At 71.8% G+C, this 13,038-nt stretch carries 7 protein-coding genes; 5 read left to right on the top strand and 2 right to left on the bottom strand.

Annotated features, from left to right (window positions below; genetic code table 11):
* Positions 1–89 precede the first annotated feature (89 nt).
* The 3 genes from IEY91_RS11400 to IEY91_RS11390 all read left to right on the top strand — a co-directional run bounded on the left by IEY91_RS11400 (position 90) and on the right by IEY91_RS11390 (position 5,843).
* Positions 90–992, top strand: coding sequence for a hypothetical protein (locus IEY91_RS11400; RefSeq protein WP_189173823.1), 903 nt, complete (start codon positions 90–92; stop codon positions 990–992).
* Entirely contained in the window at positions 989–4,114 is a 3,126-nt protein-coding gene (locus tag IEY91_RS11395) for a tetratricopeptide repeat protein (protein ID WP_189173822.1), read from the top strand. Before IEY91_RS11400 ends, IEY91_RS11395 begins: the two co-directional genes overlap by 4 nt.
* 310 nt (positions 4,115–4,424) lie before the next feature.
* Positions 4,425–5,843 (top strand): PP2C family protein-serine/threonine phosphatase, encoded by a 1,419-nt coding sequence (locus IEY91_RS11390; RefSeq protein ID WP_189173821.1) that lies wholly within the window; start codon positions 4,425–4,427, stop codon positions 5,841–5,843.
* An 84-nt stretch (positions 5,844–5,927) separates the two neighbouring features.
* Here the strand turns inward: IEY91_RS11390 and IEY91_RS11385 are convergent, their stop codons facing one another.
* Positions 5,928–7,427: a DNA-binding protein NsdB gene (locus IEY91_RS11385; RefSeq protein WP_164327054.1), complete on the bottom strand. Its 1,500-nt coding sequence runs from the start codon at positions 7,425–7,427 to the stop codon at positions 5,928–5,930.
* A 235-nt stretch (positions 7,428–7,662) separates the two neighbouring features.
* Here IEY91_RS11385 and IEY91_RS11380 point away from each other — a divergent pair, with 235 nt between their 5' ends.
* On the top strand, positions 7,663–8,847 hold the full coding sequence (locus tag IEY91_RS11380) for an aminoglycoside phosphotransferase family protein (protein ID WP_189173820.1): 1,185 nt from the start codon (positions 7,663–7,665) through the stop codon (positions 8,845–8,847).
* Between the two features lie 153 nt (positions 8,848–9,000).
* Positions 9,001–9,789 carry a bestrophin-like domain gene (locus IEY91_RS11375; protein ID WP_189173819.1) on the top strand — a complete coding sequence of 263 codons (789 nt, stop codon included), beginning with the start codon at positions 9,001–9,003 and terminating at the stop codon, positions 9,787–9,789.
* A gap of 48 nt (positions 9,790–9,837) precedes the next feature.
* Here IEY91_RS11375 and IEY91_RS11370 read toward each other — a convergent pair whose 3' ends face one another.
* A complete protein-coding gene (locus IEY91_RS11370; RefSeq protein ID WP_189173818.1) occupies positions 9,838–12,990 on the bottom strand; it encodes a ThuA domain-containing protein in 3,153 nt (1,050 codons plus the stop codon).
* Positions 12,991–13,038: the final 48 nt, after the last annotated feature.

The raw sequence follows: 13,038 nt of genomic DNA, 5'->3' as shown, positions 1-13,038 counted from the left end.
GGCGGCCCCCGACGCCGGCCTGCGACGCCGGCCTGCGGCAGGCGGCCGCCTTCGGGGCGCGCTGATGATCCAGATGATCCGGGGGGACCATGTCGGCTCAGAGCCCTGTCGTCGTCGAGGTCCTCGTCCTGCTCGCCGCGCTCATCGCGGCCGGCGCCGGAGCCGTCGCGTGGCTGAAGCTGGCCCGGGACCGGAGACCCGGCGTGGCGGCCCGACTGTGGCTCGCCGACACGCCGTACTACCGCATCACCCACCACGGCAGGAACCGCTACCGCGTCGAGCCCACGGAGTCCCTCGCCGCCTATCCGCGCGGTTCGGTGCCAGGTGCCTCCACCCAGCCCGAGCTGCGCATCGACGTCACCAACACTCGTGAGCGCACCGTCAGCATCAACCAAGTCGAGCTGGCCTTCGGCACGTTGGCGACGGACGGCGGACGCGCACCGGACGGCGCGCCGCCGACCGCGCCCGCACCGCGCATCGTCGTCACCTTCCACGCGGGCCACGACGAGTCGGCCCGCACGACGCTCGCCGCCGCGTTCAGCCTGGTCGCCGAGCGGTCCGACGAGGACGCGGTGCGGTACGCGACGGCACGGCCCGCCGCCCCCGCCGAACTGGAGGAGCTGGTCCGCCGCATCACCGCCCACCCGTCCGTGGCCACCGCGGTCCTCGACGTGACCGGCGAGCCGCACTCCGCCTTCGAGCGCATGGAGGTCGTCCAACTCCGCCTGCGCCACGGCACGGTCGGCTACCGGCACCCGGTGGGCCATCACGTCGCCGCCGGTGAGTCCTTGATGATTCCGCTCGCCATCGGCGCGGAGTCCCCCGTGACGGGCAGTGCCGTGATCCGGCTCCTGCTCGACGGGCGGCACAGCCTGGACATCGGACGGCTCGACCTGCGCCTCGCACCGCCCGCCAGAATCGCCGTCCTCCAGGACGACAGCGACGCCGGGACCGCGAGCACCCACGGCGACGGCGAAGGATCCCCCAGGTGACGGCCGTGCCGGACCTCGAAGACACCGCCGCCCTCCTGTCCCGGCTCCGCGCCGACCTCGCCAAGGACGCCACGACGCCGCCGCCCGCCCCCGGCCTGCACAGCACCTCCCTCGCCCTGCACCTGGTACGCGACCCCGACACGGGCGCCCACCTGGTACCCACGTACGCCAATCTCGCCCACCAGATACAGAGCGCCGACAGCCGCCGGCGCAAGGCCCGCGCGGACTGGCCCGACTCCCCCGAGCTGCAGCGGACCAGCGCGTTCATGCCCTTCCCCTGCCCGCTCATGCCGCTGCACTTCTTCCGCTCCGCCGACGTGGCCGTCATCGACTCCGGTGTGCTCGCCGACCATCCGCTGCTCAGCGGCCGGCTCGCCTGCCCGCCGCTCGACGTGACCGGCGAGGGCCCGCAGGACGTCTGCGGGCACGGCACGGTGCAGGCCATCCGGCAGGTGCTGGCCGAGCCGGGCTGCCGGATCGTCTCCGTGAAGGCGTTCCGCGGGCCCGGCGGGCTGATCGGCGTGGAGGACCTGCTCGCCGCGCTCGAACTCCTGCTTCCCCTCGACGTCGGCCTCGTGTTCATGGCGGGCGGCATCGATCTGACCTCCTACCCGGACCACGCGCGGCGGGTCGAGGAGGCCGTCGAGGCGTTCGTGGCCGCCAAGGGGCTCCTCGGCAACTTCGTGGCCACCTCCGGCAACCGCGGCCGCAGCGCCCGCTGGTGGCCGGCGGAGTGCCCGTCCGTGCTCTCCATCGGGGTCGTCGACGAGCGTACGTTCCGCTCGGCCACCGGGGCCGGGGGCGGCCTCGCCGTCGCCCAGCGCGGACCCCTGGCCAGCTTTCCCGACCTCGCTCCGCTGCCGCTGCCGCAGTTCCGCGTGCGCTACGCCGGACTCTTCCTCGACGCGGGGTTCCTCGACCTCGCCGACGCCTACGCCCGCCAGGCGCAGACGTACCCCGAAACCGCCCGTGCCGCGTCCGACATCCGTGTCCGCGTCGCGCTCGGACGCCAACAGATCGACAGGGCCGAGGAGTTGGCGCGCGAACTGCTCGCGCGCGCACCCGGCGACCCGGACGCGCTGGTGCGGCTCGCCCAGGTCCTGCTGCTCCGGACGGGGCGGGAGGCCGAGGCGGGGCCGCTGCTCGCCGCCGCGCTCGCGGCGCGGCCCGACGACGCGGACGCGCTCGCGCTGCGCGGCGTCCTGCGGGAGAGCACGGGACACCCCGGCGAGGTCGACGACTTCACGGCGGCGGCCCGGCTCGCGCCGCGCCACCTCGTCTCGCTCCAGTCGTGCGCGGCCCGCGCCTTCTACCGCGACGAGTTCGCCAAGGCCGAGCGGGCCTGCGCACGCCTGGCCGAGCTCGATCCCACCTTGGCGTGCGCCCGGTTCAACCAGGCCGTCAGCGCCTTCTTCGGCGGGAACCCGCGCCGGGCGCGGCGCCTGCTGCGCGCGTACGCCCGCGCCGCCGCCGTCCTGGACACCAGCGCCGAACGCTTCCACCCCGAAGCCGTGCGCGCGCTGATGCGAAGCGGCGACCGGGCGGCTCAGGAGGCCCTGCTCGGCTTCGCGGCCGACCCGCGACGCCCGCACGCCCCGGCCCACACCACGCTCCTGGCCACCCTGCGTTCCGGCACGTGCGCGCCCGTACCGGAGCGTGAGGCGCCGGCCCTGGCAGTGGGCGTGCGCGACGCCGTGACGCGGGTCCTGCTGTACGCCGGAGCGGACGAGGCGGCAGGGCTCGCCCGGCGCATGGCCCCGCTCGCCGCGCGGCTGCGGGCGGTGGGTGGACACGCCGCGGCCGAGATCCATGAGGCGACGGGCCTGCTGCGGCTGCGCACCGGCGAACACCGGGTCGCCGCCGGGGAGTTCGCGGCCGCGGCGCGACTGTGGGAGCGGGCCGGGCGGCGGCGCAAGGAGGTCGCGCTCGCCCATGAGGCGTACGCCTGGATCGCGGCCGGTGACCTCGACCGCGCCGACGCGACGCTCACCGCCGCCATGGAGTACGCCGCGCACATCCGCGACCGGGCCTCGGGCCGCGGGTCCTTCACCACCCTCATGTCCCCGCAGATCGGCGTGGGTCACGCCGCGATCCGGCTCGCCCGAGGTGACGTCGACGGCGCGCGGGAGGACGTGCAGAAGGCGCTCGACCGCGAGGACGGCGTCAACGACGGCAACGTACGCGGCCATGATCCGGAGGACTGGCTGGCCAACGTGGACACGCTGCTCACGGTCGCCGTGCTGCACGCGCGGGACGCCAAGAACGCCGAGAACGCCATGTACACCGAAGACACAGCGGCGCAGGCCGCGGTGGACCAGGCGCTTGCGCCGCTCCTGCGGGTCGCGGGCGAGGACGAGGGCCGCGGGCGGGCGCTGGCGCACCGGGCGCGTGACCTGCCGTTCCTGGACGTGCCCCTGCCCGACGGCTGCCGGCTCCAGGGGCATCTGGCGGACATGCTGGACCGGCTGCGGGCGGCGCAGGTGCGGTTCACGGCCGCGGGCGCGCACGCGGCACGCGAGGCGGCCGCGGCGGGCGCCATGCCCACGGCCGAACCCACGCTCGACCCCGGAGCCGGTCCCGAAGCCACCTCCGGCACCACCCCCGGCGACGGCCCTCACAGCCCCGCCCCCAGCTCCACCCCCGACGAGACCACCCGGACCACCCTTGACGGGACCGTCCTCGTCGCCGTCCTGGGCAGCGGCCTCGACCCGCACCACCCCGCCGTCCGGCACCGCCTCGTGGCCGCCGCGGACTTCACCGAGGACATCCCCGGCACCCCCGGTGACGCCGCCGACGGCGTCGCGGACTGCACCGCGTACGCCTGCGGGACACTCGACTCCTTTCCCGGCGCCGGGCCGAACGTCCGCTTCCTGTCCGTGCGGGTGCTCGGGCCCGGCGGGCACGGCGCGGTGTCCTGGCTCGTCCAGGGTCTGGTGTGGGCAGGGCACCAGGGCGCCCGCATCGTGCTCGCCCCGGTCGAGACGAACGTCTTCGACCAGCACTTGATCGGCACCGTGGAGCGGCTGGCCGCGCGGGGTGTCGCGGTGGTCGTGGACCGGCCCCCGGAGGGGCGCGGCCGGGTCTTCCCCGGGCAAGTGACCGAACACGTCGTCGTCGCCTGAGCCCCAGCGGACTCGCACAGCCGCTCGACCGGCCTCGAAGGACGGGGGCATATGTCAAAAGCACCACCGCATCGGGTGTTGCCAAATCCCTTACGGGCGTGGGCCCGCTGTGCCAGAGTCGTTACCGGTCGAAGAGTTGTTACTGAAGTCAGTACGGGCGCCATCGCACACGTCACGCACGTCACAAAGGGAAGTCACGTACGCGACGCACGAAGGCCAGTACGAACGCCACGCCGCTACCGGTCGAGGAGCCATGACCGGCGATCCCCACAGCAAGCCCGGTCGCACCGCATCACCCACGGAGCACCCCATGCCGTCCCATGTGTTCGAAGGCCGCCCCGACCGGTCGCACGAGCACGGCGCGGTCGACGCGCTCATCTCACAGGCCCGCAGACTGCGCGGCGAGGTCGACGCGGTGCGCCGCGAGACAGGAGCCGACCACGGCGACCCCGCTGGCCGCTGGCAGCGCGCGCTCTGCGACCTGGCGGTTCATCAACTCAATGACCTGCACGGCCACTTGGCGCAACTGCGGGACGGCCCGCCGCACCCCCACACCACCTCCGCCACCGCCTCCACCGCGCGGACGGAGCCGCAGCGCGGCTCGCTGCTCAGCCGGGTCGGCAGCGCCGAGTGGAACCTGCTGACGGACGAGGCGAGCTGGTCCGCCGAGCTGTACCACATCGTCGGCCGCGACCCGGCCACACCGCCGCTCTCCCTCGACGAGCTGCCCTCCCTGATCCACCCCGACGACCAGCCGACGCTGACGGCGATGGTCACGGACTGCCTGGTCGACGGCAAGCCGATCGACGGCGAGTTCCGCGTCGTGCGCGCCGACGGCGGCGTACGGCAGGTGCACATGATGGGCGAGCCCGTGCTCGCGGCCGACGGCTCCACCGCCTCCATGTGGGCGGTGCTGCGGGACGTCAGCGAACTGCGCCGCAGCCAGCGGGTGGTGCGCGAGACCCGTGACTCGCTGCAGCGCCAGCGGCACCTCGCGCAGACCGAGCACCGGCTCGCGGTCGAACTGCAGGAAGCCGTGCTGCCACCGTGGCGCGGCTCCCTGCGGTTCCCGCACGGCGGACCCGCGAGCCTCGACCTCGCCGCGCACTACCTGCCGTCGTCGTCGACCGCGCTGATCGGCGGCGACTGGTACGACGCGCTCGAACTGGCGGACGGCCGCACTTTGTTGAGCGTCGGCGACCTCACAGGCCACGGCGTCACGGTGACCTCGGGCATGGCGATGCTGCTCGGCGCGCTGCGCGGCATGGCCGTCACGGGCACCCGGCCCGGCCGCCTCATGGGCTGGCTCAACCAGCTCCTCGACGCCTCCGTGCAGCCCGCGCTCGGCAGCGCCGTGTGCTGTCTGTACGACGCCGCCGACCGCACCCTGACCTGGGCGCAGGCGGGCCACCCCGCCCCGCTGCTGTTCCGCGACGGGACGGGGCGCGCGCTGACGCCACCGGACGGAGTGCTCCTCGGCGCGACGTCCGGCGCCAGCTACGAACAGGCCGAGGAACAACTGCGCCCCGGTGACCTGCTGTTGCTGCACACCGACGGTCTGGTGCCGCGGCGTTCCCGAGAGGCCGCGACGAACCGGCTGCTCGCCCTGGCACCGCGCTTCGCCGAGGCGAAAGCGGCACAGGACTGCGTGCGCGTCGCTGTCGAGGAGTTCGGCGTGGCCCCACGGGAGGACGACGCCTGTCTGCTGGTGGCGAGGGTCGACGCCTAGGCTGCGTACGCGGACGAAGCCCTAGCCACGACTTCGTAACGCCGGCACCGGCCGTTTCTCTCCGCTCCGGTTCCTATGCGGTTCCTATGCCTGGACCCATTTGCCTCCCCCGGGCCGGGCCGCCGCCTTGGGCAGGGCCTGCTTGATCTCGGCGCGCAGGTCCTCGATCTTCGGATAGCCCGCGTACTGCGCGGTCAGGCGGTACATCTCGCGCAGCCGGTCCCAGGTGCGCAGCGAGGAGTTGGATCCCATGGACACAAGGGCCAGGCGTGCGTACCGGGCGGCCTGTTCGGGGTCGTCGGCGATGAAGCAGGCCGACGCCAGCGAGATGTAGTCGAAGATCGTCGAACGGTCGCGGCCCTTCAGGCGCAGCGCGATGGCCTCCTTGGCGTGCCGCTGGGCGAGCCGGGCCGCGGACGGCTCGTGCTCGGCGAGGGTGCGGTACGCCAGGGCCTGCATGCCGTGCAGGTCCGCCTCGTCGAACATCTGCATCCAGCTCGGCGGCGGCACGTCGCCCTTGTCCGAGACGAAGAGGTCCTCCGCCTGGCCGAGGGTGCGGCGCATCGCCTGGCCCTTGCCCATCGACGCCTGCGCCCAGGCCTCGATGGTGTAGAGCATCGCCTGGGTGCGCGGCAGGGTCTGCTCGCCCGAGCCGGACTTGGCGAGCTTCATCAGGTCCAGGGCGTCCTCGGGCTTGCCGAGGTGCACCATCTGACGGGCGGCGCGGGACAGGGCCTCCCCGGCGCGCGGTCGGTCGCCGCCCTCGCGGGCCGCGTGCGCGGCGATCACGAAGTACTTCTGGGCGGTGGGTTCGAGGCCGACGTCGTGCGACATCCAGCCGGCGAGTACGGCGAGGTTGGCGGCGACGCCCCACAGGCGCCGTTGCAGATGGTCGGGGTGGCGGTAGGCGAGCATGCCGCCCACCTCGTTCAACTGGCCCACCACGGCCTTGCGCTGGAGGCCGCCGCCGCGGGACGCGTCCCAGGCGCGGAACACCTCGACCGAGCGCTCGAGCGCCTCGATCTCCTGGGACCCGATGGGGGCGGCCTCATAACGGTCGAATCCGGCGGGGTCGACTTGCAGGGGGTCGTCGAGACGGGGGGCGTCGGCCTTCAGGGTCGGATCGGTGTGCAGCCAGTCGTGCATGGCGCTGGTGAGTGCGGAGCCTGCGGCAAGCGCGGCACCCGCGCCCACCAAGCCGCGTCGGTTGAGCATGAGGTCCATTCCCGTGAATTCGGTGAGGACCGCGGCGGTTCGCTCGGGCGCCCACGGCACGCCGTCGGGGTGTTCTGCGCTCCCGTCGGCGCGCTGTTTGCCTACGCGCCCGTGCCGGACCAGACCGAGGTCCTCGATGGTCACGACACGGCCGAGACGCTCGGTGAACAGAACAGCCAGGACCCTGGGCACGGGATCGCGCGGGATCTCTCCCATGTCGATCCAGCGCCGCACCCGCGAGGTGTCGGTGGCCAGCTGCGGATGACCCATCGCGGCCGCCTGCCGGTTGACCAGTCTCGCGAGTTCGCCCTTGGACCAGCCCGCCAGGCCGAAGAGATCCGACAGACGGGTGTTGAGTTGTCCGTTCACGTCAAGCCCCCAGGGTTCTCGGCTGAATTGACAGTAACCCTCTGTCAGTTGCTGAGCGACTATTCGCCAGGGTTCGCCAGGGTGCGCCACATGGTGTGCCAGGGGCTCACGGGTGTCAGGTAGGAATGCGCCACCCCGACCCGGCCGCCACAAGGCATTCCCCAGGGTGCACCCACAGCGGCCGGGGCGGGAGGGCGCCGCAACTCGCAGGCACACGAAGGGATCTGTATCGCCCATGTACACAGCATCGTCCTCCGTGTCCGCCCCGCCTCGGCCGCTGCGGCCGCACCCCTCCTCCCGCGGCTCCGCCCGCGCGACGGAGGCCCCGCTGCCCGGTGGCGGCCCCTATCTGGCGCCGGCGCGGCCCGCGGCCGCTCCGCTCGCAACCGGCCGGACGCGACGCGTACCGGCCACCGGGGCCGGGCCGCTCAGCGGGAGACTCGACTTGTCCGGCCCCCAGGGTGCGCAACTGCGCACCGCGATCGCCTCGGTGCACCGCATCTGTCCGGAATTCCAGCCCGTGCAGGTGTTGCGCCGCAGCGGACGCACCGTCCTCCTCGTCGGTACGACCGGCCGCGCCACCGCGGTGGCCAAGTGCCTGCTCGACCACTCGCCCCTGTGGGCGGAGCGGATCCGCCACGAAATAGCGGCTTACCGCTCGTTCGTCCGGCACCGTCCGCCCGTGCGCGCGCCGCGTCTCATCGCGGCCGACCCGGACGACTGCACGCTGGTGATCGAGCGCATGCCCGGCCGGGTCGCCGCGTTGCAGCGGCACCCCGCGGAAGCACCACCGCGCGCCGACGTCCGGGCGGCGATGAGCGCGGTGTGCCGGCTCAACCAGTGGCGGCCGCCGCACGAGATGTTCGGCAAGCCACTGGACTACGGCCGGCGGATCTCCCGCTTCCACGAGCTGGGCCTGCTCACGGACCGGGACATGGGCGACCTGCAGAAGCTGCTGCACGGCATAGCGCACGCACACGTGTCCGGACCTCAGCTCACCTGGCAGTTCTGCCACGGTGACGCGCTGCTCTCGAACGTGCTGCTCTCACCGGCCGGTCCTGTCCTGGTCGACTGGGAGCACGCGGGCTGGTATCTGCCGGGCTACGACCTCGCCACGCTGTGGTCCGTGCTCGGCGACTCACCCGTGGCGCGCCGCGACATCAGCCAGCTCGCCCAGTCGGCGGGCCCGGCGGCACGCGACGCGTTCCTGGTGAACCTGATGCTGGTGCTCACCCGCGAGATCCGGATGTGCGAGACGGCCGTGCAGCGCACGCTGCACGACACGACCCCGACGGCCCCGGGCCAGGCCCACCCCGGGGCCGCGCCGTCCGGCGAGGAACAGCGGCTGCTGCTGCGGCGGCTGCACGACGACTGCCAGATGGCCCGCCGGGCCGTGCGCGCGGCGGTCGGCACTCGCTGACGGGGTTACGGGGATACGCAGACCCGCGACGCGCTGGGACAGGGACGCGTCGCGGGTCTCCGTGCGTCCTCAAACGCAGCCCACGGCGCGGTTCGCGTCCGGGCAGCGCACGACGGGCGCGTAACCCGCGCGGGCGCACGCCGTTGTGGGGCTGTGGGTATCTGGCTGCTCAACAACTTCACCACCCTCACGCTCGCCATGCTGCTCGGGGGCGGCGCCGTACTCGTCGCCGTGACCGGCACGCTGCTGCTGCGGCGCAGACTCTCGAGGCTTTCGCACGGCGCGTACAACGACATGCTCGGTGTCGTGCTCAGCATGTATGCCGCGATCTACGGCATCATCCTCGCCTTCGTCGTCGTGGCCGAGTGGGAGGCCCTCAACGACGCGGAGACGAACGTCGCCACCGAGGCCAGCCAGACCGCCGAGGTGCTCCGTGACGCTTCCGCGTTCCCGCCCGCGCAGGAGCGCAGGGTGACCGTCGCCGTCGGCGAGTACGTCCACGCGATCGTCGAGAAGCAATGGCCGCTGATGCGCGAGGGACGGCCCGACCCGGGCGTCACCAACCCCCAAGTGGTCAAGCTCTACCAGGTGTTCCAGGACTACGAGCCGAGGAGCGAGTCGGAGAAGGTCTACTACGAGCAGTCCGTGACCACCCTCGGCGAAGTCGCCCAGGCCCGCCGCACCCGGCTCTCCGACTCACAGCAGTCCCTGCCCACGCTCCTGAACGTCCTCATCTACGGCGGCGCGCTCGTCATGCTGCCGCTGACGTTCCTCTACGGCATCAGGAGCCTGCGCGCCCAGATGATGTTCGTCATCTCGGTCGCCGGGCTGATCGGTGTGAGCCTGCTGCTGTGCCTGTCCTTGGACCATCCGTTCTCGGGGAACCTGTCCGTGTCCCCCGCCCCGTTCAAGGAGGGCGTGCTCGCCCAGTTCTGGCAGTGAGGCGCACCGGCCCCGGTGACAACCGGGGCCGGTACGCAGTCGCGGTGGTCAGCCCGTGGAGGCCGAGAACGCGACAGCGTCCACGTCGAAGGAATTGTCCTGCGGCGACTTGAACACCACGTACAGCTTGTGGGTGCCGGCCAGGGGCTCGACGGTCACCGCCGGGGTGTTCTGGTAGTTGTCCCAGCCTCCCGTGTTGGGCACGGGCGTCGTGGCCAGGAGCTTGCCGTCGGGGGCGTCGGCGCGGAGTTCGACGGAGCCCGCTCCGTACGGGGACGACATCCGGTAGGTGACCTTGTCGACGCCCTCGACGCTCATGGGCGCGAAGGCGATCCAGTCGCCGTTGCTGACGTCGCCGATGCGCTTGCCGTTCTCGGCGCCCGCCTGGGAGACGATCCGGGTGCCCGACTGGTCGTCGTAGTACTCGGCCTGCTTGTGCTTGGGGTGCATGACCGAGCGGCCGTAGCCGGTCAGGGCGCTCGTCCCGGACCCGCCCTTGTCGGTGTACTTGGCGTTGAGGACGTACGTGAGGTCGGCGCCCTCGGGGTGGCCGCCCAGGTCGCCGGTGTCGACGGTGCCCTCGCAGCCGGGGATGTCGGTGGTCGGGTGCTCGTGGTCGTCGTGGCCGAGGGCCGGGTTCACGAAGACCTTGGAGCAGTCGATCTCGCCGTCCTCGGGGTCGGTGACCTTCACCTTGTACGGGATCTTGTCGCCGAAGGTGATGAGCTTGCCGTCGACGGGCGTCTCGACGGTCACCTTCGGCGCCGTGTTGCCCGCCGTGATGGGGATGTTGGCGTAGCCGGACTTGCCGGTGGAGTCGGTGACCTTGAGCTGGGCGTTGAAGTCGCCCTTGGTGGTGTACGTGTGCGAGGGGTTGGGGTCGGTGGAGTCGTAGGTGCCGTCGCCGTTGAAGTCCCAGGCGAAGGTCAGCGGGTCGCCGTCCGGGTCCTTGCTGCCCTCGCTGGAGAAGTCGCTCTTGAGGGGCACGGGACCGTTGGTGGCGGACGCCTTGGCCTTGGCGATGGGGACGCGCTGGCCCTGCGCGTAGTCGACGCGGTACAGACCCGAGTCGTTGTTGCCGCCGCCGAACTCGCTGCCCCACTCCAGGACGTACAGCGAACCGTCGGGCCCGAAGGTCATGTCCATCGGCTTGGTGAACTTCACCGACTTCAGGAAGTCATTGATCTTCAGGAGCTTGCCGGAGTCGTCGAAGCGCATCTCCTTGACGGAATTGCGCGCCCACTCGTAGAAGAAGTTCGCGCCGTCGAAGTACTGCGGGAACTTGGTCTTCGAGGGGTTCTTGGGGTCGTAGCGGTAGACGGGGCCGCTCATGGGCGCGGAGCCGCCGGTGCCCATCTCCGGGAACTCCTTGGAGGCGCCGTAGCCGTACCAGACCTCGGGGAGCGTCAGCGGCGGCAGGTCCTTCAGGCCTGTGTTGTTCGGGGAGGGGTTGACCGGCTTCGCGCAGTCGAACTTCTGCCCCACCTTCTGGGTGTCGGGGTCGTAGGGCGCGTACGCCTGGTTGTTGCCGTGGCAGAACGGCCAGCCGAAGTTGCCGGGCCTGGTGATGACGTTGTACTCGACCAGGCCCTCGGGGCCGCGTGCGGTCTCGGGGGCGCCGCGGTCCGGGCCGTAGTCCGAGACGTGCACGTTCCCGTTCTTCGGGTCGACGGTGAAGCGGAAGGGGTTGCGGAAGCCCATGGCGTAGATCTCGGGCCGTGCCTTGTCCGTGCCGGGCTTGAAGAGGTTGCCCTGGGGGATGGTGTAGCCGCCCTTGTCCCTGGGCTTGACGCGCAGGATCTTGCCGCGCAGGTCGTTGGTGTTGCCGGCCGTGCGGGCGGCATCCAGCATCTGCTTGCCGGGGCGCCAGTCGAGGGGCGCGTAGCCCTGCCAGTTCGGGTCGAGGTTCGGCGGCACGTCGTCGCCGACGCCCAGGTACAGCGTGCGGTCGGGGCCGAACTCGACGGCGCCGCCGGTGTGTCCGGGCTCGGGGAAGGTGCGGTCCCGGTAGGCGGGGACGTCGAGGATCTTCTTCTCGGAGGCGAGGTCGAGGGTGTTGTCCTTCTTGACCGTGAAGCGCGACAGGCGGTTCACGTCGTCCTTGGCGCTCGCGGGCGCGTAATAGAGATAGATCCAGCGGTTCTTGGCGAACGACGGGTCAAGCTCCATGCCGACCAGGCCGTCCTCGCCGCCGGTGTAGGTGTCGACCTTGCCCGCGGTGGTCGTGGCGTGCGTCTTCGGGTCGAAGATCTTCACCTCGCCGCTGCGCTGGGCGTAGAAGACCTTGCCGTCCTTGGCGACGTCCAGCTCCATCGGGTCGGCGGTGTTCTCGTCGAGCGCGATCTTCTCGTAGCCGGACCAGACGGTGCCGCCGCAGTCGCCGGGCTTGTTCCCGGCCGCCCACTGGATGCCGCCGAGCACGTGGTCGCGGAAGGCGGGTTCGCTGTACGAGGCCTTGTCGTGGCCCATGGCGGTCGCCCAGACCTTGCCGCCCTCGGCGTTGCGGCACCAGGAGATGGGGTGGTCGGCGCCCATCGCTTCGCTGCCGGGGTTGTACGTCGTCTCGTCGGCGGAGACCAGGACGTGCACGTCGCCGCGCGGATTCTTGTCGAAGTTGTACCACTCCTCGGGGCGCTCCCAGCGCTGCGGAAGGCCCTTGGTGGAGGGGTGCACGTGGTCGGCGACCTTCGCCGTTCCCTTGAGGACGCCCGGGGAGTGGGCGGGCATGTGGGCGCCGCCGTTGACGGTGTCGTCCCACCACGGGAAGGAGTCCTCGATGCCCATGTCGAGGGTGTTGTGGAGGGCGACGATGCCCTTGCCGCTCCGTACGTACTTCTGCATGGCCTCGCGCTGGGCGTCGGTGTCCCAGACCATGCCGGAGTTCTGCAGCATGACGATGACGTCGAAGTCCTTGAGCTTGGCGTCGTCGAAGACGGTCGAGTCGTCGGTCTGGACGACCTCGAAGTTGTTGGCGGCGGCCTGCTCCTTGACCATCTGGATGCCGGCCGGGATGGAGTCGTGGACGTAGCCGACGGCCTTGGTGAACAGCAGGGCGCGGAAGGCCGGTGCCTTGTCGGCGGCGGGCGCTCCGGTGGCGGTGGCTCCGGCGGCCGGCAGGAAGCCGACGGCGAGCAACAGCGCCGTCAGAACGGCGATGACCGCTCTTCGTACGCCTCTGATGTCACGAGCATGACATCCCATGAGGTGGTCCTCTCTGTGGGGTCGGAGGGTGCGGGTGCCGGATGCCGG

It is taken from the genome of Streptomyces lasiicapitis, from assembly GCF_014646335.1.
Taxonomy (GTDB): domain Bacteria; phylum Actinomycetota; class Actinomycetes; order Streptomycetales; family Streptomycetaceae; genus Streptomyces; species Streptomyces lasiicapitis.
Note: the sequence above shows the minus strand (reverse complement) of the source record. Positions and strands in the feature narration are given on the sequence as shown.

What these genes read in the sequence shown, in the direction of transcription:
- IEY91_RS11400 (WP_189173823.1), top strand. Translation starts at nt 90, where the DNA reads ATGTCGGCTCAGAGCCCTGTCGTCGTCGAGGTCCTCGTCCTGCTCGCC.
- IEY91_RS11390 (WP_189173821.1), top strand. Translation starts at nt 4,425, where the DNA reads ATGCCGTCCCATGTGTTCGAAGGCCGCCCCGACCGGTCGCACGAGCAC.
- IEY91_RS11380 (WP_189173820.1), top strand. Translation starts at nt 7,663, where the DNA reads ATGTACACAGCATCGTCCTCCGTGTCCGCCCCGCCTCGGCCGCTGCGG.
- IEY91_RS11370 (WP_189173818.1), bottom strand. Translation starts at nt 12,990, where the DNA reads ATGGGATGTCATGCTCGTGACATCAGAGGCGTACGAAGAGCGGTCATC.